The organism is Gordonia amicalis (genome assembly GCF_022059885.1).
GTDB classification, from domain to species: Bacteria; Actinomycetota; Actinomycetes; order Mycobacteriales; family Mycobacteriaceae; genus Gordonia; species Gordonia amicalis.
Genome location: NZ_CP091855.1, coordinates 625698 through 649545, shown reverse-complemented (window position 1 = coordinate 649545; position 23848 = coordinate 625698). Strand labels below are relative to the sequence as shown.

At 67.7% G+C, this 23848-nt stretch carries 24 protein-coding genes, 3 tRNA genes and 2 pseudogenes; 12 read left to right on the top strand and 17 right to left on the bottom strand.

All coding sequences use genetic code 11. The features are described from left to right. Positions 1–16 precede the first annotated feature (16 nt). From glfT1 to IHQ52_RS03075, 4 genes are read right to left on the bottom strand one after another with little or no spacing between them, the layout of a single operon-like run. Positions 17–970, bottom strand: coding sequence for a galactofuranosyltransferase GlfT1 (gene glfT1, locus IHQ52_RS03090; RefSeq protein WP_006438632.1), 954 nt, complete (start codon positions 968–970; stop codon positions 17–19). Beyond that, complete coding sequence (gene wzt / locus IHQ52_RS03085) at positions 967–1803, bottom strand: galactan export ABC transporter ATP-binding subunit Wzt/RfbE (protein WP_006438631.1); 837 nt, start codon at positions 1801–1803, stop codon at positions 967–969. Before wzt ends, glfT1 begins: the two co-directional genes overlap by 4 nt. A gap of 11 nt (positions 1804–1814) precedes the next feature. Continuing rightward, the gene (gene wzm, locus IHQ52_RS03080; RefSeq protein ID WP_191834660.1) at positions 1815–2678 is read right to left on the bottom strand and encodes a galactan export ABC transporter permease subunit Wzm/RfbD; all 864 of its coding nucleotides are present in this window, start codon (positions 2676–2678) and stop codon (positions 1815–1817) included. Between the two features lie 51 nt (positions 2679–2729). After that, complete coding sequence (locus tag IHQ52_RS03075) at positions 2730–3287, bottom strand: bacterial proteasome activator family protein (protein ID WP_024498773.1); 558 nt, start codon at positions 3285–3287, stop codon at positions 2730–2732. 116 nt (positions 3288–3403) lie between these two features. On the opposite strand from IHQ52_RS03075, the gene IHQ52_RS03070 reads away from it, so the two are divergent. Then, positions 3404–4600 (top strand): cysteine desulfurase-like protein, encoded by a 1197-nt coding sequence (locus IHQ52_RS03070; protein ID WP_006438628.1) that lies wholly within the window; start codon positions 3404–3406, stop codon positions 4598–4600. Positions 4601–4674: 74 nt separating this feature from the next. Then, the gene (locus tag IHQ52_RS03065; protein WP_006438627.1) at positions 4675–5178 is read left to right on the top strand and encodes a MarR family winged helix-turn-helix transcriptional regulator; all 504 of its coding nucleotides are present in this window, start codon (positions 4675–4677) and stop codon (positions 5176–5178) included. Position 5179: 1 nt separating this feature from the next. Here IHQ52_RS03065 and IHQ52_RS03060 read toward each other — a convergent pair whose 3' ends face one another. Continuing rightward, positions 5180–6148, bottom strand: a complete 969-nt coding sequence (locus IHQ52_RS03060) for an NAD(P)H-quinone oxidoreductase (RefSeq protein ID WP_191834661.1) — start codon at positions 6146–6148, stop codon at positions 5180–5182. A gap of 95 nt (positions 6149–6243) precedes the next feature. Between IHQ52_RS03060 and IHQ52_RS03055 the strand changes: the two genes are divergently transcribed. The 3 genes from IHQ52_RS03055 (at position 6244) to IHQ52_RS03045 (ending at position 8021) form a co-directional block, all read left to right on the top strand. Continuing rightward, positions 6244–6331, top strand: a tRNA-Ser gene (locus IHQ52_RS03055). A gap of 36 nt (positions 6332–6367) precedes the next feature. Then, positions 6368–7141, top strand: a complete 774-nt coding sequence (locus IHQ52_RS03050) for an SGNH/GDSL hydrolase family protein (protein ID WP_238064090.1) — start codon at positions 6368–6370, stop codon at positions 7139–7141. Continuing rightward, the gene (locus IHQ52_RS03045) at positions 7134–8021 is read left to right on the top strand and encodes an exodeoxyribonuclease III (RefSeq protein WP_191834663.1); all 888 of its coding nucleotides are present in this window, start codon (positions 7134–7136) and stop codon (positions 8019–8021) included. The genes IHQ52_RS03050 and IHQ52_RS03045 overlap by 8 nt, the downstream gene beginning before the upstream one ends. A gap of 16 nt (positions 8022–8037) precedes the next feature. Here IHQ52_RS03045 and IHQ52_RS03040 read toward each other — a convergent pair. Then, positions 8038–8208, bottom strand: a pseudogene (locus tag IHQ52_RS03040) (SAM-dependent methyltransferase); the annotation flags it as partial. Between IHQ52_RS03040 and IHQ52_RS03035 the strand changes: the two are divergent. Further along, a pseudogene (locus tag IHQ52_RS03035) lies at positions 8208–8441 on the top strand (winged helix-turn-helix transcriptional regulator); the annotation flags it as partial. The pseudogenes IHQ52_RS03040 and IHQ52_RS03035 sit on opposite strands and share 1 nt — an antisense overlap. Before the next feature lie 50 nt (positions 8442–8491). On the opposite strand, the gene IHQ52_RS03030 reads toward IHQ52_RS03035, so the two are convergent. The 4 genes from IHQ52_RS03030 to IHQ52_RS03015 all read right to left on the bottom strand — a co-directional run bounded on the left by IHQ52_RS03030 (position 8492) and on the right by IHQ52_RS03015 (position 12434). Continuing rightward, positions 8492–9475, bottom strand: a complete 984-nt coding sequence (locus IHQ52_RS03030) for an alpha/beta hydrolase (protein ID WP_238064089.1) — start codon at positions 9473–9475, stop codon at positions 8492–8494. Between the two features lie 115 nt (positions 9476–9590). Beyond that, on the bottom strand, positions 9591–10391 hold the full coding sequence (locus tag IHQ52_RS03025) for an ABC transporter permease subunit (protein WP_238064088.1): 801 nt from the start codon (positions 10389–10391) through the stop codon (positions 9591–9593). Then, on the bottom strand, positions 10388–11302 hold the full coding sequence (locus tag IHQ52_RS03020) for an ABC transporter ATP-binding protein (RefSeq protein ID WP_238064087.1): 915 nt from the start codon (positions 11300–11302) through the stop codon (positions 10388–10390). Before IHQ52_RS03020 ends, IHQ52_RS03025 begins: the two co-directional genes overlap by 4 nt. A 7-nt stretch (positions 11303–11309) precedes the next feature. Beyond that, complete coding sequence (locus IHQ52_RS03015; RefSeq protein WP_238064086.1) at positions 11310–12434, bottom strand: magnesium transporter CorA family protein; 1125 nt, start codon at positions 12432–12434, stop codon at positions 11310–11312. 145 nt (positions 12435–12579) lie between these two features. Between IHQ52_RS03015 and IHQ52_RS03010 the strand changes: the two genes are divergently transcribed. Then, positions 12580–13827 (top strand): hypothetical protein, encoded by a 1248-nt coding sequence (locus tag IHQ52_RS03010; protein ID WP_238064085.1) that lies wholly within the window; start codon positions 12580–12582, stop codon positions 13825–13827. Here IHQ52_RS03010 and IHQ52_RS03005 read toward each other — a convergent pair. Continuing rightward, on the bottom strand, positions 13801–14301 hold the full coding sequence (locus IHQ52_RS03005) for an acyl-CoA thioesterase (RefSeq protein WP_238064084.1): 501 nt from the start codon (positions 14299–14301) through the stop codon (positions 13801–13803). The genes IHQ52_RS03010 and IHQ52_RS03005 overlap by 27 nt on opposite strands. A 199-nt stretch (positions 14302–14500) precedes the next feature. Between IHQ52_RS03005 and IHQ52_RS03000 the strand changes: the two genes are divergently transcribed. Beyond that, positions 14501–15496, top strand: a complete 996-nt coding sequence (locus IHQ52_RS03000) for an alpha/beta hydrolase (protein WP_035760424.1) — start codon at positions 14501–14503, stop codon at positions 15494–15496. Here the strand turns inward: IHQ52_RS03000 and hisC are convergent. Continuing rightward, positions 15493–16560 (bottom strand): histidinol-phosphate transaminase, encoded by a 1068-nt coding sequence (gene hisC, locus IHQ52_RS02995; protein ID WP_238064083.1) that lies wholly within the window; start codon positions 16558–16560, stop codon positions 15493–15495. The genes IHQ52_RS03000 and hisC overlap by 4 nt on opposite strands. 117 nt (positions 16561–16677) lie before the next feature. Here hisC and IHQ52_RS02990 point away from each other — a divergent pair. Both IHQ52_RS02990 and IHQ52_RS02985 read left to right on the top strand, forming a co-directional pair. Further along, positions 16678–16769, top strand: a tRNA-Ser gene (locus tag IHQ52_RS02990). Between the two features lie 36 nt (positions 16770–16805). Continuing rightward, positions 16806–16878, top strand: a tRNA-Arg gene (locus IHQ52_RS02985). A 115-nt stretch (positions 16879–16993) separates the two neighbouring features. On the opposite strand, the gene IHQ52_RS02980 is transcribed toward IHQ52_RS02985, so the two are convergent. Beyond that, positions 16994–17758: a DsbA family protein gene (locus IHQ52_RS02980; protein WP_236577670.1), complete on the bottom strand. Its 765-nt coding sequence runs from the start codon at positions 17756–17758 to the stop codon at positions 16994–16996. An 82-nt stretch (positions 17759–17840) separates the two neighbouring features. On the opposite strand from IHQ52_RS02980, the gene IHQ52_RS02975 reads away from it, so the two are divergent. Together IHQ52_RS02975 and IHQ52_RS02970 are read left to right on the top strand one after the other, a co-directional pair. Continuing rightward, positions 17841–18548, top strand: a complete 708-nt coding sequence (locus IHQ52_RS02975; RefSeq protein ID WP_238064082.1) for a DsbA family protein — start codon at positions 17841–17843, stop codon at positions 18546–18548. Position 18549: 1 nt separating this feature from the next. Beyond that, a complete protein-coding gene (locus IHQ52_RS02970; RefSeq protein WP_159405445.1) occupies positions 18550–19446 on the top strand; it encodes a cytochrome c biogenesis CcdA family protein in 897 nt (298 codons plus the stop codon). 26 nt (positions 19447–19472) lie between these two features. Here IHQ52_RS02970 and IHQ52_RS02965 read toward each other — a convergent pair whose 3' ends face one another. The 4 genes from IHQ52_RS02965 to helR form a co-directional block, all read right to left on the bottom strand. After that, positions 19473–20432 (bottom strand): M56 family metallopeptidase, encoded by a 960-nt coding sequence (locus IHQ52_RS02965; protein ID WP_006438760.1) that lies wholly within the window; start codon positions 20430–20432, stop codon positions 19473–19475. Beyond that, positions 20432–20842: a BlaI/MecI/CopY family transcriptional regulator gene (locus IHQ52_RS02960; RefSeq protein WP_006438761.1), complete on the bottom strand. Its 411-nt coding sequence runs from the start codon at positions 20840–20842 to the stop codon at positions 20432–20434. The genes IHQ52_RS02965 and IHQ52_RS02960 overlap by 1 nt, the downstream gene beginning before the upstream one ends. Beyond that, the gene (locus tag IHQ52_RS02955) at positions 20839–21384 is read right to left on the bottom strand and encodes a hypothetical protein (RefSeq protein WP_006438762.1); all 546 of its coding nucleotides are present in this window, start codon (positions 21382–21384) and stop codon (positions 20839–20841) included. The genes IHQ52_RS02960 and IHQ52_RS02955 overlap by 4 nt, the downstream gene beginning before the upstream one ends. 89 nt (positions 21385–21473) lie before the next feature. Next, entirely contained in the window at positions 21474–23645 is a 2172-nt protein-coding gene (helR, locus tag IHQ52_RS02950; protein ID WP_096272787.1) for an RNA polymerase recycling motor ATPase HelR, read from the bottom strand. Positions 23646–23848: the final 203 nt, after the last annotated feature.

Here is a 23848-nt window from a genome sequence, read left to right as displayed (position 1 = left end):
CAATTCTGGGGGCGCCTCAGGGGCGCGTGAATCGCTCCCGCCGGCCCAGCCCCCGGAGTCGCACCCACTCGGCGAACCCCTTCGGATCACGTTGCTGCACAAGGAAGAACCAGCCGAAGCGGGCGTATTCCTGGGGGAGCAGCCTGCGCATGCCGGGCTGGCTCATCAGGTAGCCGCGGTTGCGGTAGGTGAAGTAACGCTTGACGTCGTTGTCCGGGTACTGGGTGTGCATGCGGCCGCCCAGGATCGGCCGGAACTCGGCGGACCCGTCCGGATGCAGGTAGCCGGCGCGCAGGCAGGTCCCGAACTTCACACCGGAACGCACCAGGCGCCGGTGCACCTCGACCTCGTCGCCGCGGAAGAAGAGCCGGAGGTCGGGGACGCCGACCTGCTCGAGGCACTCCGCCGAGAACAGAGCGCCATTGAACAGCGAGGCGATGCCGGGCAACAGATCGTCCTCTTGCGCTTCACCGTCGGCAACATTCGACCCGCTCGCTCCGCTCCCGGCGTCGGAAAAGAGCTCAGAACGCTTGCGGCGCCACACGAGTCCGCGGCGCAGCGGGAAGGCGAGGGTGTCGGGATCGTCGAGGTTGGCGACGACCGGTGACACCTCGTCGAGGTCGTGACGCTTCGCGCAGTCGAGCAGCGTCGAGAGCACCGCCGGCCCGTCGGGCCGCCCGTCGTCGTCGGCGCACCAGACCCAGTCGGCGCCGAGAGCGAGTGCGTGGAGCATACCCAGCGCGAAGCCGCCAGCGCCGCCGAGGTTGCGCTGCGAACCGAGATAGGTGGTGGGAACCGGCTGAGCCGCAACGAGTTCGGCGACCTCGGGTTCGTCGGCGTTGTCGACGACGATGAGGTGATCGACGGGCCGGTCCTGTCCGGACACCACGGCCAGGGATTCGGCGAGCAGTTCGACGCGGCGGTGGGTCACCACCACCGCGATCACCGTCTCCGGCCGGACCTGGGTCACTGAGCCGTGCCCTCGGCGTCGGCCTTGACCTGCGCGATCACCTCGCGGACGTGAGCCGCGGCCCCCGGGCCCTCGTAGGCGCCGACGACCTCTTCGATGCCGCCTTCCATGCGGACCTCGCCCTTGTCGATCCACAGCGCCCGATCGCAGAGCTGCGCGAGGAACTCGTTGGAGTGGCTGGCGAAGACCAGGATTCCGGAGCGTTCGACGAGCGACTGCAGACGACCGCGGGCCTTGCGCATGAAGTCGGCGTCGACTGCGCCGATGCCCTCGTCGAGGATGAGGATCTCCGGATCGATCGACGTCACGACACCCAGTGCGATGCGTACGCGCATACCCGTGGAGTAGGTCCGCAGCGGCATCTGCAGATAGTCGCCGAGCTCGGTGAACTCTGCGATGTCGTCGATCTTCTTCAGCATCTCCTTGCGGGTCATGCCGAGGAACATGCCGCGGATGATGATGTTCTCGTAGCCGGAGATCTCCGGGTCCATGCCGACGCCGAGATCGAAGACCGGAGCCACGCGGCCATGCACCCGGCACGCCCCACGGGTGGGTTCGTAGATGCCCGACAGCAGACGCAGCAGCGTCGACTTGCCGGCACCGTTGTGACCGACCAGCCCGATGCGGTCGCCGTGCTTGAGGTGCAGATTGATGTTCTTGAGCGCCTCGACGACCACCACGTTCGACGCGTTGGAGCCGATCACGCCGCCCGCCGCACCGAGCACCGACTTCTTCAGCGAACGCGTCTTGGCGTCGAAGATCGGGAAGTCGACGCACGCGTCCCACGTGTCGACGCGGACCCGGTTGTCCCCGAGGTTGTTGTTTCTGGCCATCAGTCTCGTCCCTACACCCAGTACGCCACGCGGGCGCGGTAGTTGCGCATCACCAGCATGCCCAGAATCCAGCCGACCGCGGTGCAGCCCAGCACAACGGCCCAGTGGTAGAACTCCACCGGCTCGCCGAGCAGCGGTCCGCGCGCGATCTCCAGGTAGTGGAACATCGGGTTCAGCTCGACGAGCTTCAACCGCGACGACGTCTCGCCCGTCGCGCTCCCCAGGCTGGACGTGGTCCAGATGATCGGCGTCATGAAGAACACCAGCTGGACCACCGTGGTGAGGAGCTGGCCGATGTCGCGGAACCGCGTCGACAGGATGCCGAAGACGATGGACACCCAGATCGCGTTGAGCACGTAGAGGCCGATGGCGGGGATCACCAGCAGCACGGTCCAGTCGAGGGGCGGCGGGAAGATCAGGAAGATCACGACGATGATCACCACGTTGTGCGCGAAGATGATCAACGCCCGCCACACGACGCGGTAGACGTGCACGCTGACCGGCGCCGGCAGCTGCTTGATCAGCCCCTCGTTCTTCGAGAAGACCTCCGCACCGTCGAGGATCGAGCTCTGGATGAAGTTCCAGAAGATGAACCCGAGCGCGACGTACGGCAGGAACACCTTGATGTCCATGCCGAACAGTTCGCCGTAGAGCAGTCCCATCGCGATCGCGGTGACGCCGGTCGCGATGACGATCCAGAGTGGTCCGAGCACCGAGCGGCGATACCGCTGCTTGATGTCCTGCCAACCCAGATGTAGCCACAGTTCGCGGCTGGCGAGACCGTCACGGAGGTCTTTGGCACCGCGCGCGAACGTGCGCGACTCAGAACTCTCGGGACGCGCGGGTATCGCGTCGTCGTCTAGTACCGCTGACACGAGGAGTCAGCGTACCCGCGATAGGAGTCGACCGGTTCAGAGGTACTGGCCTCAGAGGTATTGTCCGGGGCTGTTGCTGTGCGCTCCGCCGGGTGCGGGCATGCCCGGTGGCAGTGCGCCCTGTCGCATCTGCTCGAGCTGGGCGCGCGCGGCCATCTGCTGGGCGAACAGCGCCGTCTGGATGCCGTGGAACAGTCCTTCGAGCCAGCCGACGAGCTGGGCCTGCGCGATCCGGAGCTCGGCGTCCGACGGCGTCCCCTCGTCGGAGAACGGGAGCGCGAGCCGCTCGAGCTCTTCGCGCAGCTCGGGGGCGAGACCGTCCTCGAGTTCGCGGATGGACGACTGGTGGATCTCACGCAGCCGGTTCCGCGACGCGTCGTCGAGCGGAGCGGCACGCACCTCCTCGAGCAGCTGCTTGATCATCGTGCCGATGCGCATGACCTTGGCGGGCTGCTCGACCATGTCGGCGAGGCTCGACGACTCCGACGTCTCGTCGTCGGGTTTCGACTCGTCCACGCCTGCGCCCACGACGATCACGTCGTCGGAGCCGCCGGCGCCAAAGGGGCGGCCGGGCATCGAACCGGGTCCTGGGGTGCCATCCGTTGCCATGGTCTCCATTGTGCCCATTCGCCCCGACCGGGACCTCTCGGGCACGCCGATCGTTCGAGTCCCTGCACTTGACGGACGCGATGATCGGCCCGACGACGGGCGTCTATCCTCGTGCCATGCCTTTCGACGTCGCCTATGTGCGTGGATTGATTCCATCGCTGGGCGACGGCTGGATTCACCTCGACCCCCAGGCGGGGATGCAGGTCCCGGATTCGGTCGCCACCGCGGTGACCACCAGCTTCCGGCATCTGGCCGCGGCTCCCGGCGGGGTGTACCCGTCGGCCCGTGCCACCGCGGAGGTCACCGACAGCGCCCGCCGTGCGATCGCCGACCTCGTCGGTGGCGACGCCGCGGGAGTGGTCATCGGACCGTCGCGCTACTCCCTGCTGGCCTGCCTGGCCGAGGCCCTCTCACCGCACGCGTTCCTGCGCGGCGACGTGGTGGTGACCCGGCAGGACGACGAGCCGAACATCGTCCCGTGGGTACGGGCCGCCGAACGGTATGCCGGCCGCATCCGGTGGGCCGAGGTGGACGTGGAGACCGGCGCCCTGCCCGCGTGGCAGTTCGGCGACCTCATCACGCCCGAGACCGAGGTCGTCGCGGTGACCCTGGCCTCGTCGACGACCGGGGCGATCACGGACATCGGCGAGATCACGCCGCTGGTCCGCGGTGCGGGCGCGCTCTTCGTCGTCGACGCCACCAACGCCGCTCCCTACCTGTCCTTGGACATCCATGAGCTGGGCGCCGACGTGCTCGTGGTGTCCGCCGAGCGCTGGGGCGGTCCGCGGATGTCGGCGATGGTGTTCCGCGAACCCCACGTCATCGACCGCCTGCGACTGATGTCGATGGATCCCGGTGCCAAGGGCCCGGCCCGGCTCGAACCCGAACCGCATCAGGGGTCGATGCTGGCCGGTCTGGTGGCCTCGGTCGAACACATCGCCGGGCTGGACGAGGACGGTATCGGGAAACGCCGCCGGCGCCTGGTCACCTCGCTCGACGGCGTCTACGAGTACCTGCAACGGTTGACCTATTACCTGGTCACGACGTTGACCCAGCTCAACCACGTCAACGTGGTCGGCACGGAGGAGAACCGGGTGCCGCTGGTGAGCTTCACGGTCGACGGCGTCAGTGCCGACAAGGTGGTCCGCCGGCTCGCCGACAACGGCGTGTGCGCGCTCGCCGACGTCCCCAACCGAGCGCTGGTGCGGATGGGTGCCCCGGAGTTCGGGGGTGCTGTCACGGTGGGCCTCGCACCTTATTCGACGCCGTACGAGGTCGACCACCTGGTGCGGACGCTTGGTTCGCTCGCCTGAGCAGAGGACAGTCCGCTACGCACGGTATTCACTATTGCGCGTAGCAAATTAATGCCAGTGTAGGTTGTCCTGTTGTGTCGGGAAAGAAGGAAGATCGAGCCCCGGGTCCTCCGCGGTCACTCACCTCAGCCGAGGCCGAGAGCTGGCTCAACCTCGTCGACGGGGGGTGGGCGCTGTTCGCGCGCGTCAACGACGAGTTCGTGAAGCGTGGGCTGTCGCTGTCGGACCTCCGCATCCTGGAGGCGATCGAGTTGTCGCCGAAGCTGGGGGTCAGTGAGGTCGCAGACGCCGTGCACATGCGCGTGAGCACGGTGTCGCGCATGATCGCGCGGCTCAGTGAGGTCGGCGACGTCGAACGTCTCGAATCCAAGACCGACGGCCGGCATCGACTCGTCCAGCTGACCGACCGGGGCCGCCAGACCCTCGCCGCCCACGTCCACCTCCGCGACCGGGTCATCCGGAAGTTCGTCGTCGACGCGATGAGTCCCGAAGAGTTCGCCGCGCTGGGGACGGCCTTCCGCAAGATCAGGGCGGCGGTCGACGCCCCCGACGAGGAGTCCGCGCCGGGGGCGATCTGACCTATCCGACCGTCAGCAGCACCTTCCCGATGGCGTCACCGCTGTTGAGGTGGTCGTGTGCGGCAGCCGCGTCGGCGAGCGGGAAGGTGCGGTCGACGACCGGCTTGACCTTCCCGTCCTCGATCAACGGCCACGTGCGGGCCACCGTCGCCGCCACCACGTGGGCCTTGCCACCCTGACCGTGAACCGGGCGGGCGCGCAGCGTGGTGCCCATCACCGACAGGCGTTTGGCGAGCAGCAGGCCGATGGGGAGTTCGGCCTTCGTGCCGCCCTGCATCCCGATGATCACGAGACGACCGTCGGTGCTCAGTGCCTTGAGGTTCGACGACAGGTACTTGGCGCCGATGATGTCGAGGATGACGTCGGCGCCGCCGTTGTCCTTCAGGATTTGCGCGAAATCGTCACGCGTGTAGTCGATCAGGATCTCGGCGCCGTATTCGCGGCACCGGTCCAGCTTGGCCTGGGTGCGGGCGGTGACCGCGACCCGGGCGCCCATCGCATGCGCGACCTGCGTCGCGTGGGTGCCGATGCCGCTCGACCCGCCATGGACGAGGAGCAGTTCGCCCGTGCTCAGGTGCGCGGTGTCGAAGACATTCGACGACACGGTGCACGCGACCTCGGGCAGCGCGGCCGCCGACACGAGGTCGACGCCCCGCGGAACCTGCATGACCTGCTCGGCGGGAACCGCGACCTTCTCCGCGTAGCCGCCACCGGCCAGGAGTGCGCACACCTCGTCGCCCACCGCCCAGCCGGCCACCTGGTCACCCAGTGCGGAGATCCGGCCGGACACCTCGAGGCCGAGCGTCTCCGACGCACCGGGCGGCGGCGGGTAGTTGCCGGCCCGCTGGAGGATGTCGGCACGGTTGACACCGGCCGCCACCACGTCGATCACCACCTCACCGACAGCCGGTGACGGATCGGGTACGTCCTGCACGGACAGGTTCTCGGATTCGACGACGATGGCTTTCACCCTGTCGATGGTTCCACAGCGACGTGATCGTCCGCGGGAATCGGGTCGGGCCTGTCATGTTGCGCGGGAGAGCCTCACGTACTCTTTCCTCTCAGGGAAGCGTGGCAGAGCGGCCGAATGCACTCGCCTTGAAAGCGAGCGTGGGTAAAACCACCGGGGGTTCAAATCCCTCCGCTTCCGCCAAGAGGGCCGATGGGGCGGCGGATTATCATCTTCGCCGTGCAGTACTCGCGTTTCGTGGCCATCGGTGACAGTCAGACAGAGGGTCTGGGAGACCCTCACCCGGAGTGGGAGTTCCGCGGCTGGGCCGACCGCCTCGCCGAGCGGATGGCGGCGTTCAACCCGGATCTGCAGTACGCCAACCTGGCCATCCGCGGGAAACGCACGCGGCAGGTTCTCGAAGATCAACTCGAGCCGGCGCTGGCCCTGCGACCGGACCTCATCGCCGCACCGCTCGGCATGAACGACGTGATCGGCCGCTCCGACCTCACCCAGGTGCACGAAGACCTCGACACGATCTATCGCCGGCTCGCGGGCTCGGGCGCCACGGTCATCGTGTCGACCTTCCCGAACATCGTCCGCACCATCCCGTTCGCCGCCCGCAAGGAAGCCCGGCTGCTGGAGCTCAACGAGATGAATCGCGGGTTCGCCGCGACCTACGGCTTTCTCCTCGTCGACCTCCATGCTGCACCGGTGCTGACCGATCCGCGGTCGTGGTCGTCGGACCGCCTGCACGCCTCGCCGTTCGGACATGAGCGGTTCGCCGACGCTGCCGCGCACGCCCTCGGTCTGCCCGACAGCACCGCAGACTGGGGCAGCCCACTGCCACCCGCTCGGGCACCGCACCGGGTGGCCGCCCTGGCCGGTGACACCCGGTGGGCGGTGGAGTTCTTCACGCCATGGCTGATCCGCAAGTTCCGCGGGGTCTCCCTCGGCGACGGCCGTGAACCCAAACGGCCGTCACTGACCCCGATGAACGTTCGCGATGTCTGAGGGCGGGAGAGTGTGCGACACCGGCCTGACCGTTGCGTCGTTCAACGTCAACGGGATTCGGGCGGCACGGCGCCGCGGGTTCGACGACTGGCTGATCCGGCGGAACCCGGACGTGGCCGGCCTACAGGAACTGCGGTGCGGTGCCGACGACGTCGGGGAGTTCGCCGGTTACACCGCAGCGATCGACGTCGGCACGATCCCGGGACGAAACGGGGTGGCGATCCTGACGCGCACGGCACCTGCCGCGGTGCGCACCTGGCTGACCCATCCGCCGAAGGCACGCGGGCTGAACGCTTTCGCACACGAGGGGCGGTACGTCGAGGTCGATCTGGCCGACCGGCCGCTGACCGTCGCCAACATCTACCTACCCAAGGGAGGTCTGCCCGCGGAGTTGCAGCGGCCCGGCTCGATGCGGGAGAAGCCCGACGGTGGCGCCAAACATGCACGCAAGCAACGGTTCCTGGCGGGGTTCGCCCGCGAACTGCAGCGCAACCGGCTCGCGGCACAACGCGCCGGGCGGGATTTCCTGCTACTCGGTGACCTCAACGTCGCCCATCTCGAACACGACGTCACCAACTGGCGCGCCGCTCGCAAGATGGAGGGCTTCCTGCCCGAGGAGCGGGAGTGGTTCGGTGAGATCACCGGTCCGCGCCGCCTCGTCGACGTGGTGCGTGCGCTGCACGGCGACCGACCGGGGCCGCTGACCTGGTGGAGCTGGGCGGGGGAGTCCTTCGTCAAGGACGTCGGCTGGCGGATCGACCACCACCTCGCGACACCCGGACTCGCGCGTCGGGCGCAGCGGGTCGAGGTCGACAAGGAACCCGCGCCCGAACTGCGGCTGTCGGATCACGCGCCGCTCGTCGTCGAATACGCCGAGTGACTCTGCGAGGGCGGGGTCAGACGACGGTGAGCACCGCCTGCAGGTACTCCCACTCCATGTGGCCGTCGGTGAAGTAGCGGTCGGCGAGCTCGGCGATGGCGGTGTCGAGTTCGGCGACGCGGGTCGGGTCGTCGGCGATGTTCCGGTAGGTCACGATCGTCGGGCCGTAGTAAGCCTTGAAGAAGTCTGGTGGTCACGGGGGACGACGCGCAGGTGTGTGACTTCGATCCCGGTTACGAGGTCGACGCCACCGTCGTGACCGATTTGAGAACCCTCACCGAGATCTGGCGCGGCGACATCGACTGGCGGTACGCGCTGAGCACCGATCGTGCCGAGATCACCGCCCCGGCGGAGGTCGCCCGTGAGGTGCCGTCGTGGATCGGACAGAGTGTGTCGGCTGCGATCCCGCGGCCGGCCTGACCTCGATACGGTCCTCGGCTGGCGCCTCGGACCTACTCGGCCGGCGGGTGTCAGCGCAATCCGACCGAGCGCATCAGGATCGGCCAGGACACGTGCAGCTCGTCCTTCCAGTACCCCCATTTGTGGGTTCCGCTGGGCCGCAGGTTGGTGGTGTAGGGGATGCCGAGCCGGGACAGGCGGTTGCTCATCTGTCCGGTGCAGGACCAGCTGCCGAACTCGCCGATGATGCCCTGGACGGTCTCGCCGATCGGGTCGGCGACCAGGTTGTTGTACCGGCCGGGGACGCCGTTGCCCGACGACATGTAGATGGTCTTGCCGCGGAGCTTCTCCGCGTTCACATAGGGATCGTGCGCGCTCCACTCCGGATCGCCGAACGGGCCCCACATGTTGGTCGCATCACCGCCGCCGCGGCTCACGTCCCACCGGGTGAGCAGTTGGTTCTGCGGGCTCGAGATGTTGGCGCAGTCGCTGTAACCGGCCACTCCGCTGTACAGCGCGGGCCGTCGGGTCGCGAGGGTCAGTGCCGCGACCCCGCCCATCGATGCCCCGGCGATGGCGTTGCGCCCGTTGCCGTCGAACTCATCGTCTATCAGCGGGGGCAGTTCCTGGGTCAGGAACGTCTCGTACATGTACTTCTTGCCGACGCCGGGATCGACTGTGCGCCAATCGGTGTAATAACTGTGCGGATCGCCGACCGGCGTCACGACCGTCAGCTTCTCGCCGGCGGCCAGCTTCTGCAGATCCGTCATCGCGTACCAGCCCGACTCCTCGTCGTGGGCTTCGGCGCCGTCGAGCATGTACAGCGTGGGCCGTTTGGTGTCACCCGCCGGATGCTGGACGTCGACGGTGATCTCGCGGCCCATCGACGGCGACCAGACCTCGAGTCGCTCGCGGCCGTCGAACGCCGTCGTCGACACGATGCGCGCGGTGTCGTCGTCGGCGAGCGCCGACGGAACACCCGGGATGAGCGCAAGCGCGACGAGGGACGCTCCGACCGCACCCGCGGCCCCGGTCAGTGTTCGGCGTCGTTGCATGCGGCATCCCCTCGTCGGCGATCGGTCGACCTGCCGAGTATGGGGCAGATGTGACTGGAGGGACAGGTGTTGTGATCTGATCGCAACGAGCGGGGCAGGCGAAGAGGTTGGCCGCCTAGGCGACGTCGCGTCGCAGGGTCGTGAGCCGGCCGACGACGGCGAACGCCGCGATGTAGACCAGCATCACCACGGCCCCCGCCCACTGGGGGAGGAGATCCGAGGCGCCCTCGCCCATGCTGGCGAAGAAGGTTGTACCCACCAGGGCATCGGCAGCCGAACCCGGGAGGAACTTCGACACCGACGTGGTGGCGTCGAAGGAGGCCAGGGCGATCCGGGCGATCGGCTCGACGAGCTGGGTGAACGCCAGCAGTATGACGATCGCGGCCACCTGGTTGGACACCACCGCGCCGAAGGCGACGCCCATCGCCGTCCACAGCACCATCACGAGCATCGACAGGGCGATGACCTCGATGGTCGAGCCATCGCCGAGGAAGGCGCCGTCGCCGAGGATGGCGAGGATCGGGGCGACGGTCGCCACGACCGCGAGCGTGCCGAGGATGCCGTACAGTGCGCCGATCGGAATGCCCGCGATCAGCTTGGCCGACAACAGGACTCCGCGCCGTGGTTCGACCAGGAGGCTGGCGGTGATGGTCTTGTGGCGGAACTCGCCGGTCACCGCCAGGCTGCCGATGACCAGGGCGAACACGTAGCCGATCGGAGAGGTCAACGCGTAGATCGACCGCGCGAGATCGCCGCCCGACAGCAGCACCGGCTGGTTCATGGCGTCCTCCGCGGTCATCGAAAAGGCAAGGACCGCACCGATGAACGCCAGATAGCCGACCATGGCGATGAGCAGCACCCACCACATCCGGGTGGAGACGAACTTGCGGTACTCCGCGACCAGTGCCGCCTTCATCGCACAGCTCCCATCGACGGTGTGGGCGAACCGGTCAGGTGCAGGAACACGGTCTCGAGATCGGCACCGGCGTCGGTGAGTTCATGCAGTTCGATACCGGCGCCGAATGCGGCGGAGCCGACGGTCGCGGTGTCGACACCGTGCACGCGGAAGCCGCCGGGGGCGTCCTCGATCCGCCAGTCGCGCTCGCGTGCCAGGGCCACGAACGACGCGGGGCTCGGGGTGCGGACCCTGACCGCGTGGACGGCGAGGTCCTCGAACTCGGTGAGGGTCGACGCCCGGACGAGTCGACCGTTGCTGATGACCACCACGTCGTCGACGGTGCTGCGCACCTCTGCCAGAACGTGACTCGAGAGGAGCGCTGTCCGACCTTCGTGAGCCAGCGATCGGAAGAGTCCGCGTAGCCAGACGATGCCCTGGGGGTCGAGGCCGTTCGCCGGTTCGTCGAGGATGATGACCCGGGGATCACCGAGCAATGCCGTTGCCAGGCCGAGGCGCTGGCGCATACCCATCGAATAGCCGCCGACCCGGCGGTCCGCGGCCTCGGTGAGCCCGACGAAGTCCAGCACCTCCCGGCACCGCGCCGTCGACACCCCTACCTGTGGGGCCAGAGCCTTCAGATGCCACAGTCCCGTGCGGCCCGGGTGGAAGCTCGAGGCCTCCAGTGCCGCCCCGACTTCCTGTGCGGGCCGGCGGATCTGCCGATACGGGCGGTCGCCGATGAGTGCGCGTCCGGCCGTCGGTTCGACGAGACCCAGCAGCATCCGCAGGGTGGTCGTCTTGCCCGAACCGTTCGGGCCGAGGAAACCGGTCACGCGTCCCGGCGCGACCGTGAAGGACAGGTCGTCGACCGCGGCGACCGCACCGAAGCGCTTGGTCAGTCCATCGATCGTGATGGCAGGAGAGTTCACCGTCGTGTCACAACCAATCGCGGCGTCGGAAGGAGATGTAGAGACTCAGCACGACAACAACTATCAAACAGATGCTCATGATGAAACCGAATGTGTTGAGATAACCCGGGAATGGCACATTCTGTCCGTAGAAGCCGGTGATGGCGGTCGGTACCGCGATGATCGCGGCCCATGCCGTGAGCTTCTTCATCACCGTGTTCAACCGCGCGTCGGCGAGCGTCAGGTTCGTCTCGAAGACGGTCGTGATCATGTCCCGCAACGACTCGGTCCACTCCGACGCGCGCAGGGCATGGTCGTACAGATCCGAGAAGTGCGGATCGAGTTCGGGCGGGGCGTTGTTCTCGAAGCGACGCCGCTGGATGCCGGCGATCACCTCGCGCATCGGTAGGACCACCCGCCGCAACACGACGAGGTCCTTGCGGAGATCGTAGGTGCGGCGCTGGAGTTCCCGGCCCGGGACGCGCTCGTCGAAGAGCAGCGCCTCGAGGTCCTCGATCTCGTCGTCGAGCCGCTGGACCGCGTCGAAATGTCCGTCGACGACGACGTCGAGGAGGCCGTGGACGAGTGCGCCCATGCCGTATTGCATCGCGCCGCTCTCCGTCCAGCGCCGGACCACCTCGTCCATGTCGAACCCCGGCGTCGGGCGCACGGTGATCAGGGCGTTCCGCTTGACGAAGATCGAGATGCGGTGCAGGTCGAACATTCGCGCGTGATCGTTCATCGACGCACGGAAGTCGGTCCCCGACACCCTCTCCGACACCTCGTCGGACGGCTCTGCATCGGCGTCGGACGAGGCGTCGCCGTCGTGCAGCGCGATCGCGTAGACCATCACGAACGTGTGGCCCGAGTAGACCACCGTCTTGACCCGTTCGGCCGCCGCGACGGTGTCCTCGACCGCGAAGGGATCCAGATCGATCTCTGCGGCGACCCGCGACAGCGTCTCGTGGGAGGGGCATTCCAGGTCGGCCCAGATGAGGGTGTCGGGATCGCCGGAGTCGAGGCAGTCGGAGATCACGTCGAGGTCGAAGCCGTCGGGGTCGAATGCACCGACGGCCTCGCCGTTACGCCAGATCTGGCCGCGTACCCGCTCGCTCGCAGAGTGTCCGGTACCGGCCGCGACGGAATCGGTCATGCGCTCATCGTGTCACCCCGGACCACCGGTTGCCCTCCGGGGGAGATCACGGTCACCCAGGCGTGTCGGAGACCGCGGGTAGCATCGAAGCCGGTGTCTGCAGATACGGGGCGCGGACCGATTCTTCCAGTAAGGCGGCAGCGGCATGGTCGACAAGGGCCCGGAAGGGCAGGGCTCGAGAGGGCATCGGCGGATGCCCGCGCGCACGAGCGATCAGATCCGCGAGTGGTGCGACCGGTCATCGGTGCCGGGTGAGCGGCGCGAGCTGTCCGACACCGCCGCACTGCTGGTGGCGGCGGGCTACCTGACACCCGGGGGCCGCGCGATCGTGGTGCGGAGGATCTCCACCGGCCGGCCGATGCCGACGGTCCCCGCCGGGTTCGGCGACCTGCGCCGCCTGCAGCGGGCGATCTTCCAGCTCGAACACCAGTTGTCCAGCCCGGTCGTGCCGAGCGTCGTTGGCGCGGTGCTGAGGAACCGGTTGAACGGGCTGCAACGGCGCCGCGACGACGCGCGCAAGTACATCGTGACCGCCAAGGGCGTCCTCGCCTCCGGAACGCGGGCGATCCGCCGCGAGCGCCGCGAGAACATCTATCTCGAGATCGAGGAACGCGAGCGGCTCTTCTCCGGGCTGTTGTGCACGCCGACACCCAACGTCAACTCCTCGGGCTACGTCCGGCGCGCGGGTACTGCGGCCATCGACCGCATCGCCGGCGTCGTCGGGCAGGTCGCCGCGAAGTCGGGCAACCCGCAGGCCGGGCAGTGGGCCGATCAGCTCTTCGCGACCGGACGCGACGTGCCGGGCGGGGCCCCGCGGGCGGCGAACTTCGTCGACGGCTACGAGACCCTCCTGTTCATCGCGGGGCACTACTACGACCGCATCGTCGGCAACCCCGCATGGCGCTCCGACCACTTCGAGGTGCAGCGCACCCAGGTCAACCTGCACGCCGAGCTCGCCGAGATCGCCGCCGACGTGATCGCCCTGCGAGCCGTCCGCATCGACCTCGACCGCGCGAAACGCAACGGCGGATTCGATCGCACCTTCGCGGCCCAGATCGACCAGCGCGAGACCACGCTCCGGCCGGTGTGGACCGAACTCATCGATCGTGTGCAGGCGCTCGGCGAGGTCGCCCACGTCGTCGAGTCGGCGGCCGATGAACTCCAGGTGCTCGCCGAATACAACAAGGCGATGACCCTGGACGACCGCATCGACGCGCTGATCGCGCGGTCGGGTGATCGGGAGATCTCGGTCGACAACGCCAAGCGTCTCACCGAACAGGTGCGCAGCGGCGAAGAGCAGCTTCGGATCTACCGAGATGTGTTACAGGGCAACATCGCCCGGATATCCCCGGCTGTACCGCGGGAGCTACCGGCCCGCTACGAGCCGTCGTGACCAGGCCTTGAGGTAGTCCTTCTCCTCGGAGCTGAGGCGTCGAAGCGTGTGTTTCTCGACGTCGACGACCGCCATCTGCGTGCTCGCCACGCACGCCGGCCGGCTGTCCGGGTCGGCGGTCGCGCCCCAGATCTCATAGCCGATGGTGAAGTCGACCGACCGAAAGTTCTTGATCCACATGCCGATTAGCAGCGGCGAGTCGTCGTGTCGGAGTTGGGCCTGATATCGGATGTCGACGTGGACTATCATCGCGCTGGTGATCAGGGGGGCGTACTCCTCGCCGGCGCTGAGAAGCCATGCGATGCGGGCCTCCTCCATGAGAGTCACCATGCGCGCGTGATTGATGTGTCCGAAGGCGTCCATGTCCGACCACCGGACCGGGATGTCGGCGACGAACGCGTACCCGTTGTCGTTCAGATCCCCGTCGTCGGGCTTGTCTTTCGGTGAGTTCTGCCCGCTCGGAGGTTTGTGCATCGTCGACTTTCGCTCGGGGACACCGTTTGTGTGGTGGTTGGTATCGGATCGGCCACTTTCGCGACGTCTCGACCTGCCGACCGGCAGGTAGTCTGACAGTCTAGATGTCGCCACGCGTCCAGATCGGTCGGCGCGGAGCACATGCATGGCGAACGAGGACTTCCGGTGCGGTCGGGGTTTGCCGGGTAGGGAGTTTGACATGAGATCGAGGCGCTTGATCGCGGGTCTTGCCAGTCTGGTGATGACGGCTGCGTTGACCCCCGTGGTGGCCCATGCAGCACCGCGGGCAGTCGAACCGAAACCTGTCGCCCGCATCGCCAAGGCCGTGAAGATGAGTGCCCTGCGCACCGACATCTGGGTGTTCTCGCCGGCCATGAACGACCGCATACGCGTGTCCGTGCTGACTCCCGCGGGTGCCACCTCTCCGCGGTCGACGGTGTACATGCTCGACGGCGCCGGTAACTACAAGGACGTCAGCGACTGGATCACCAAGGGACGTGCCGGCCGGTTCTTCGCCGACAAGAACGTCAACGTGGTGCTCCCCGCCGGGGCATCGGGGACCTTCTACACCGACTGGAAGCAGCGGGACGCGAAGCTCGGCAAACCGATGTGGGAGACGTTCCTGACCAAGGAGCTGCCACCGCTCGTCGACGAGAGGTTCAACGGCAACGGGCGTAACGCGATCATCGGCCTGTCCATGGGCGGGCAGGCAGCGTTCGCGCTCACCGTGCGGAACCCGGCGATGTACACCGGTGTCGCATCCCTCAGTGGTTGTCCGCCTGTGTCGGGCCCGTTCAACGAGGCGTATGTGCGCTCGACGGTCGGCCGGGACGGCGGCGACGCGACCAACATGTGGGGGCCCTTCGGCTCCGCCGGGTGGCGTGCGCACGATCCGAACCACCATCTGGACAAACTCCGCGGGAAGAACATCTTCATCGCCGCGGGTTCCGGTGCGGTCGGTCCGCTCGACCTGCAGCGCCGGATCGAACCCGAAGAAGGGTCTCGCGACGTCGTGACGGCGTCGTCGTCGGCTCTCGAGCTCGGCGCCTACCGTTGTTCGCTGGAGTTCGCGGTGACCCTGCGCGCCGCGGGCATTCCGTACACCGACGGCTTCCGCCTCATCGGCACACACACCTGGGGTTACTGGGAACGCGACCTCGCCGTGGCGTGGCCGACGATCGCACGCGGTCTCTAGGCCCGCGGGCCGTCCCAGTTCTCGGCGAACCGCAGGAAGACGTCGTCCTCCTCGGCGTTGGTGACCGTCACCCGAACGCCGTCACCGTCGAACGGTCGGATCACCACACCGGCGTCGACGCCGGCACGCGCGAAGTCCATCGCCGCGGCACCCAGATCGAGCCAGACGAAGTTGGCCTGTGAGTCGGGTACCCGGTATCCGGCGGCACGCAGACGTTCGGTGACGCGAGCACGTTCGGCGACCACGGCGTCGGTGCGGGCAAGGAGTTCGTCCCCGGCCTCGAGGCTCGCGATCGCGGCGGTCTGGGCGAGGCTGTTCACCGAGAACGGCACGTGGACCTTTCCCAGCGCGGTGATGACCTCGGGGTCGGCGATCGCGTAACCGATGCGGAGGCCGGCGAGGCCATACGCCTTGGAGAAGGTGCGCAGGATCACCAGGTTGGGGAACTCCCGACGGAGTTCGAGTGCGTCGTAGGCCTGGTTCTCCGGCAGGCGCAGGTACTCGAAGTACGCCTCGTCGAGCACGACGAGGACATCCGACGGCACGTTCTGCAGGAACGTGCGGAGGTCGGCCTCCCCGACGACCGTGCCGGTGGGGTTGTTGGGGTTGCACACGAAGATGAGGCGGGTGCGTTCGGTGACAGCTGCGGCCATCGCCTCGAGGTCGTAGGTCAGGTCGTCGGTGAGCGGCACCTGAACCGGCGTCGCACCCGCGACGCGAGTGGCGAGGGGATATGTCTCGAACGAGCGCCACCCGAACACCACCTCGTCGCCGGGTCCGCTGGTGATGAGGATCAGGTTCTGGCAGAGGATGACCGATCCGCAGCCCACCCGGACCTCGTCCTCGGTGACGCCCAGCTTCTTGGACAGCGCGGCGGTGAGTTCGACGATCCCGTTGTCGGGATAGCGGTTGACTCCCGCCACCGCCGCGGCGATGGCCTCGATGACGCTGGGCAGAGGACCCTCGGGGACCTCGTTGCTCGCGAGCTTGACGGACCCGGGAAACGTCTTGCCCGGTACGTACACAGGAAGGTCGTCGAGATCGGGTCGGATTCGCGGGCTCACCAGACCAATGTAGGCCGCACCGCGGAACGGGCGAAAACCGGCTCTGACCAAACGGTTTGCTTGTGGACGCGAAGGGTGTGTAACCTTTCGTCCGGCAGTTCGAAAGGACTCCGCCAAGGAGGCGTGCCAGAGCGGCCGAATGGGACTCACTGCTAATGAGTTGTCTCGCTAAAACGGGACCGGAGGTTCAAATCCTCTCGCCTCCGCCACCGCAGTCGGCCGACGGCGGTACAACTGAATAACACGCGCCCGTAGCTCAACGGATAGAGCATCTGACTACGGATCAGAAGGTTTGGGGTTCGAATCCCTACGGGCGCACAGAGAATCCCCAGGTCGATATGGCCTGGGGATTTCTACATGTGGGCGATGGTAGGTGTCCACTCCGCTGACCCGACCGCCCATGGGCTAGGCACCTCACCCCGGCTGGGACTGCCTATCGTGCGGGCCGAACACCTTCGATGACATCGATGAAGACCGGCAACGGCATTCCCGCCAGCAGCGGGGTGCCGTTGATCCAGAACGCCGGCGTCGGGGGTATGAACAGACTCTTCGCGAGGCGGAGGTCGGACTCGATGTCGAGGTCGAAAGTGCCACCGCGCATATCGCTTCCGAACCGTTCGAGATCGGTGACCCCCGCTCGCCGGGCGAACGCCGTGAGTGACTCTTCGGTGAATTCGGGTTGCCGGTCTGCCGGGGCGCCCTCCATCACCACCCGTACGAATTCCCAGAACCGGTCCTGAGCGGCGGCCGCTCGGCCGGCACGCGCCGCGAGCCAGGATTGCGGCCCCGCCATCGGGGCGTCGCGCCACTCGACGCGGAGTATCCCGGTATCGACGTAGCGGTCGACCAGTGCCGGCTGGATCTCCCGGGTGAACACGATGCAGTACTCGCAGCGGAAGTCCTCGAAGACCACCATGGTGACGGGAGCGTCGGCGGCCCCGAAGACGAGCGGGTCGTCGTCGGTACGTCGGGGGACATCCCCGGCCGGACCCAGGTTGGTGTTCATCATCGTCGCCGCCGGTGCTGCGACCTCAGGGGCCGACGGTTCCTCCCAGGGTCGCGTCAGCGCCGCGGTGACCAGCGTTGCCACGAGCACGGCACCCAGCGCCACGGCCCATCGCGAGCGTCGGGTCGTGCGTCGTCGTGGTCGCCCACCGTCGGGGCCCGGGGTTCGGGTCGAATCGCCAGAAGAACTCACGTGCCCACTATGCCCGACAATCAACTAAGTTCCATAGTCGATTACTATCTGGCTTAGTAATCGACTCGAAGCGGAGGCATTGTTGACCGAGAAGCGTTCACCCTTGACGTTCTGGCTGGTGGCGGGCGTCATCGTCGCAACAGCCATCGCCCTGATCGCCTTTGTGGTGGTCATAGACTCCGACGACCCGCAACCTCCTGCGCGGGCCGGTACCGACAGCACCGGTGACTACCTCTACGACATCGGCCTCGAACGACGCGACCCACAGGATCCGCTGGCGTTGGGTCGGGTGGATGCTCCGGTCACCTTGATCGTGTTCACCGACTACCAGTGTCCGTTCTGCGCCAAGTGGTCGCACGACACGCTGCCCACGATGATCGAGCGTGCCGAGGCAGGAGAGCTGCGCATCGAGTTCCGTGACGTCAACGTCTTCGGCGAGGCGTCCACACGGGCCGCCCGGGCCGCGTATGCGGCTGCGCTGCAAGGGCGTTTCCTCGACTATCACCACGCCTTGTATCCGGAGGGTCGGCCGCGGAAGGGTGACGGGCTGTCCACGGAGGGCTTGATCGCGACGTCGGCGGAGCTGGGACTCGACGTCGACCGCTTCCGGTCGGACATGGAGTCTGCGGCGACCCGGAAGGCAATCGCGGAGAACGAAGAACTGGGGGCCGCCGCCGGCGCCTACTCGACCCCGTCGTTCATTCTCGGCGGACAGCCCATCGCGGGTGCCCAGCCGACCCAGGTGTTCGTCGACGCGCTCGACGAACTGACCACCGCGGAAGGCAACTAGCGTGGATGTGGGCTTGATCGCCGCCTTCGCCGGCGGCGTGCTCGCATTGCTGAGCCCCTGTGGCGCACTGCTGCTCCCGGCGTTCTTCGCATCCTCGGTGGGCGCGCGGGCGCTGGTCGTGCATGCCGCGATCTTCTACGCCGGACTCCTGATCACACTGTTGCCGGTGGGGATGGGTGTCGGAGCGCTGGCGTCGAGACTCACCGAGCACCGATCGACGATCATCGCCGTCGCCGCGCTTCTCATCGTGATGCTGGGTGTGCTGCAGCTCTTCGGTCGAGGCTTCGACCTGGGCCGGTTGGTTCCGGGTATGTCCCGGGTACAGCAGCAGTCGATGGCACGCACCGGGCTGGTGAAGACGTTGTTGCTCGGTGCGGTCAGCGGGGTCACCGGGTTCTGCACCGGACCGATCCTCGGTGCCGTGATCACGATGGCCGCGTCCCGCGGAATCGGCGGGGCCGCACTGCTGCTCGCGGTGTACGCACTGGGGATGGTGGTGCCGCTGTTGATCCTCGCCGTGCTGTGGACACGAATCGGGGAGGCGGGGCGCGCACGACTTCGTGGACGCGAGGTGTCGCTCGGACGTCTGCGGTTGCACACCACCCACCTGATCGCCGGTGGCCTGCTGATCGCCGTCGGCGTCGTGTTCTGGCTCACCAATGGGTTCGTCGGGGCCCCGGAGCCGATCGGGATCGACGCCCAGGGCTGGCTACAGAACGCGGCGGGCATGCTGGCCACACCGATCGTCGACATCATCGCGATCGCGGTGCTGGCCACGGTGGTGCTCACCTGGTGGTGGCGTCGATCGAGTAGGGCGCGCGTGGTCGGTCGGCCCGACGCAACGGGCCTCGACGACGAACATCCGTCCGCACGATCAGTCGCGGCTGAGGAGGCCTGACCGACGACGGCCCGCACGCAGGTGGCTCACCGGATGCAGGCGTTGGCGGCCATCAGGTAGGAGGCGTAGATGCTTGCGGTGACCAGTGCCGAGAACACCATGAACGCGACGATCGCCGCAGTAGGGACCGCGCCCCGACGTGATCCGTCGGCGACCGCCACGAGCTGTCCGATCCGGTCGGGTCCACCGGCGTGCAGTGCACCCGGGACGTGGGTGCGGTGCCCGCCGAGTTTCAGGAGCGCAGTGGCGAGCGCCGGGGTGCTGACGGCGTGGCGGGCCGCGTTGTCGGCCGCGATCTCGAGATAGTGGGGCACCGCCTCGACGATCGAGTCGAGCAACGGCGACCATCGCAGTGGGGCACCGAGTGCGCCGACGACGAGTGCGATCAGGTGATGTCGCTGGCGCAGATGGGCGCTTTCGTGTTCCAGCACCGCCCTCAGCTCCACGCCGTCGAGGAGCTGGACGGCACCGCGAGAGATGATGATCCCGCCACGGCGACGGGGTAGCGCGAACACGACGGGCGTGGCGTCGTCGAGGACCCGGACGCGATGGCCGGCGATCTCCCCGGGGGTGGTCACGGCGGCGAAAGCGGCTGCGGTGGCGCGCGTGCTCATGGTCGAGCGGTACACATACCGGGCGCCCACCCAGCTTGCGGTGAGAACGATGACCACCGGTGCGAGGAGAAACAAGACGGTCGGTAGCGCCGTCTCGACGGTGCCGGTCGACCACGGGCTCGCGCTGGCAAGGCAGCGCTGGCACACCTCGGCCGCTCCGGACGGCAGGATCTGGGGGCCGCGGAGCACCCAGGCGAACATCGGTCCGATCGCGAGTAACGCGCCGGCCCACAGCGCGGCGCAGGCCATCAGCAGGCCGGTTGCCACACGCGGCGCCCGGGACAACGCGGGCGCGGCGCGACGTAGAGCGCGCGGACCCAGCCAACCTGCAGCGACGAACGCGGCCACCACCACCGCCACGGTGACCAGCATCAGCTCTGCTCCGGGGGGTCGTCGGCATGTTCGGTGACGTATCTGCGCAGCACCTCGATGTCGGTCGGCGAGAGCGCCTCGACGAAGTGCAGCATCGACGACGCGCGGTCTCCGCTGGTGGTCAGCGCATGCTGCATCAGCTGAGCCGCGTACTGGTCGCGGTCGTGCACCGCCCGGTGGCGCACCGATCCGCGCCGACGGCTGGCGGAGGTCATCCGCTTGCGCTCGAGATTACGCAGCACCGTCGCGATCGTGGTGTACGCGGGCTCACCGGGCAGCTTCTCGATGATCTCGCGAATGGATTGCGGGCCATCGGCCCAGAGGATGTTCATGACCTGCTGTTCGAGCGCACCCAGACGCGCGGGTTCGGGCGCCGGACGGTCGGCGGCACCGGAGCGTTTCGTGCTCATCGCGGCACGGCCGCAACCGGGTCGGACCCAGGAGCGTCGAACCTGATCCGGCACCCCTTCTGTTGCGCACGGAGTCGCTCGGTCAGCGCCACCGCCGACAATCCCACTGCCGCGACCGCCATCACGGGTTGCATGGGCGCGAACCAGGTCATCGCCCCCGAGGAGCCCAACGTCAGCACGACGAGTTTGTTGCAGACCGGACAGCCCACGGCGAACCAGGTCAAGAAGCCACCGGCCATCCCGAGACGCCCGGGACGGTCCGCGTCGGTCGCCGTTCCTGGGCTGCGAACGTAACTGGCCACCAGCAGTCCACCGAGGACCGCGCTGAGAACGAGCACCGGCGCGTTCCACCACTCGGGACCGATCGACCGGACGAAGACGGGGTTGGGGATGAGCGCTGTGGCGAGGGCGATGACCACGCCGATCACCGCGCCGGCGATCACCGCCACCACCATGTGCCGCACCGACCAGGCGGAGAGGCCCTGCTTCAGGATCGACGGCGCCTCGCGCAGGTAGCGCTGCATCGGCATCAGGAATCGCACATCGGCCAGTATGCCTCATCCTCGACTAGGCGTCGTAGTAGCCGACTAGACCCGATAGTCGACGGATCTGCCAGGTCGGACCGGCCCGGCTAACTCAGCACCACCAACTGCTGCGTCGCCCGCGTCATCGCCACATACCGGTCCACGGCGCCTTCGATCCCCTCGCCGAAGGACTCCGGATCGACGAGCACGACGAGATCGAACTCGAGCCCTTTGGCAAGGGTCGGGGTCAGCGACCGAACCCGGTCGGCATCGGCGACATCCGGAGCGCCGATGACGCAGACCAGTCCTTCGTCGTGCGCGGACAACCATTCGTCGACGATTCCGGCGAGTTCCGAGCGATCGCCGTGCCGGACGGGAATCCCCGTGCGGCGCACCGAGGTCGGGACGTTGGCGTCGGGCAGCGCGGTGCGGATGACCGGTTCCGCCTCGGTCATGATCTCCTCGGGGGTGCGGTAATTGATCGTCAACCCCGACATGGTGACGCCGTCGAAGCCGACCCGCTGCAATCTCTCCGACCACGACTCGGTGAATCCGTGGCGGGCCTGGGCGCGATCGCCGACCACCGTGAAGCTCTTCGACGGGCACCGGTGCAGGAGCATCTGCCACTGGGCATCGGTCAGTTCCTGCGCCTCGTCGACGACGATGTGCGCGAACGGACCGGCCAACCGGTCCGGGGTGTCGGTGTCGGCGACGACCCCGTCGTCGAGCGCGTTGCGCAGGTCCTCACCCCGGAGCATGGTCATGAGTCCCTCGCCGTCGTCGTGCACCTGCGCCGCGATGAGGTCCTCGACCACCTGGCTCATCCGCTCGTGCTCGGCGTCGACCGTCGCCCGCCGACGGCGTCTCCGCATGGCGGCTTCGGGGTCGCCGATCCGGCGTCGCGCCGCGTCGAGCAGCGGGAGGTCGGCGTCGGTCCACGCGTCCGGGCGATCGCGCTGCAGGGCACTCACCTGCTCGGGCGTCAGCCACGGCGCGCACCGGCGCAGGTACGCCGGCACCGACCAGAGGTCGCCGACGATTTCCGCCGGCCGCAGAACCGGCCATGCGCGGTTGAACGCGGACGTGAGCTCCGGGTTGGACGCGAGAGCACAACGCAGTGCTCCGAACGGGACGTCATCGTCATGCCGGGCAGCGATGATCGACACGAGTTCCTCCCACACCTCGTCGCGACCGTCGTTGTGCGGCGTCCCCGGCTCGGGCACATCGAATGCCTCCGCCCAGTCCGCTGCGGTGAGAGTGACCTCAGCCCAGGGGGTTTCGACGACGAGCGGCGTCGTCGGTGGTTGTTCGTAGAACGCCACGGCCGGCTCGATCGCCCCGACCATGCCCGCCGACGACTTCAGCCGTGCGACGTGAGCATCGGATTCCGTTGTCGCCGAAGCTCCTTCGACGACCAGATCGGACAGCGTGCACGTCTGTACGCTGCCCTCCCCGAGACTCGGCAACACGTCGGCGACGTAGGCGAGGTACGGGCGGTGCGGACCGACGACGAGGAGTCCGCCGCGATTCCCGGCGAGTCGGGGATCGGCGTACACGAGATACGCGGCCCGATGCAGCGCCACCACCGTCTTGCCCGTTCCGGGACCACCGTCGACGACCAGGGCCCCATGGGAACCGGCGCGGATGATCTCGTCCTGATCGGCAGCGATCGTACCCAGCACATCCCGCATCCGCGGCGAACGGACGGCCGCGAGATCGGCGATGAACGCCGACTGGTCGTCGAGTGCGGCGTGCCGGTCGAGGACCGCCGGGTCGTCGACGAACACCTCATCCCAGTAGTCGGTGATGCGGCCTCGGGTCCATCGGTAGCGGCGTCGGCTCACCAGGCCCGCGGGCTCACGCAGCGTGGCGGCGAAGAACGGAGCTGCCAGCGGGGTACGCCAGTCGACGAGCAACGTCGCACCGTCGGACCCCGTCAGGCCGAGGCGACCGATGTAGAGGACCTCGCCGTCGGTGCCGACGATACGACCCAGGCATGCCTCGAGGCTGAAGCGTTGCAGAGCGCGTACGCGGGAGAGCGTCTGGTGGATCTCCAGATCGCGATCCAGTGCTCGTCGTCCACCACCGCCTTCGGACCGTCGGAGGGCCTCGATCCGGGCGGTGGCGTCGTCGATGCTCTCGGTGAGACTCGCGGCGAGCATGGCCAGGTGGCGCTCGTCGTCCGCGATGAGTACGGGGTCGGCTTTGGCGGACAGCCTCCTCGGGAGGTCGAAGACGCTGCTGGGTTCGGGGACGAGCGGGGCGGGCGACACGGACAAAGCGGCTCCGATTGGGCGATGCGGGTGAGACTCTCGGCAGGTGGGAAGGCGATTCTGCACCCGGTGAGGGGGCTTGCCGCAAGGCCCCCTCCAGCGCTTATGGTGAAGAGGGCAGAACGATCGGCCCAGGCCCGGCTGTCACATGCCCATCTGCTGCACGCCTCCCATCTGTTGCACACCGTTGTCAGATATGTGAGAGTGTC

Coding starts and splice junctions, on each gene's coding strand:
- wzt (WP_006438631.1), bottom strand. CDS start 1,803: ATGGCCAGAAACAACAACCTCGGGGACAACCGGGTCCGCGTCGACACG.
- IHQ52_RS03075 (WP_024498773.1), bottom strand. CDS start 3,287: ATGGCAACGGATGGCACCCCAGGACCCGGTTCGATGCCCGGCCGCCCC.
- IHQ52_RS03070 (WP_006438628.1), top strand. CDS start 3,404: ATGCCTTTCGACGTCGCCTATGTGCGTGGATTGATTCCATCGCTGGGC.
- IHQ52_RS03045 (WP_191834663.1), top strand. CDS start 7,134: ATGTCTGAGGGCGGGAGAGTGTGCGACACCGGCCTGACCGTTGCGTCG.
- IHQ52_RS03030 (WP_238064089.1), bottom strand. CDS start 9,475: ATGCAACGACGCCGAACACTGACCGGGGCCGCGGGTGCGGTCGGAGCG.
- IHQ52_RS03025 (WP_238064088.1), bottom strand. CDS start 10,391: ATGAAGGCGGCACTGGTCGCGGAGTACCGCAAGTTCGTCTCCACCCGG.
- IHQ52_RS03015 (WP_238064086.1), bottom strand. CDS start 12,434: ATGACCGATTCCGTCGCGGCCGGTACCGGACACTCTGCGAGCGAGCGG.
- IHQ52_RS03010 (WP_238064085.1), top strand. CDS start 12,580: ATGGTCGACAAGGGCCCGGAAGGGCAGGGCTCGAGAGGGCATCGGCGG.
- IHQ52_RS03005 (WP_238064084.1), bottom strand. CDS start 14,301: ATGCACAAACCTCCGAGCGGGCAGAACTCACCGAAAGACAAGCCCGAC.
- IHQ52_RS03000 (WP_035760424.1), top strand. CDS start 14,501: ATGAGATCGAGGCGCTTGATCGCGGGTCTTGCCAGTCTGGTGATGACG.
- IHQ52_RS02965 (WP_006438760.1), bottom strand. CDS start 20,432: ATGCTGGTCACCGTGGCGGTGGTGGTGGCCGCGTTCGTCGCTGCAGGT.
- IHQ52_RS02960 (WP_006438761.1), bottom strand. CDS start 20,842: ATGAGCACGAAACGCTCCGGTGCCGCCGACCGTCCGGCGCCCGAACCC.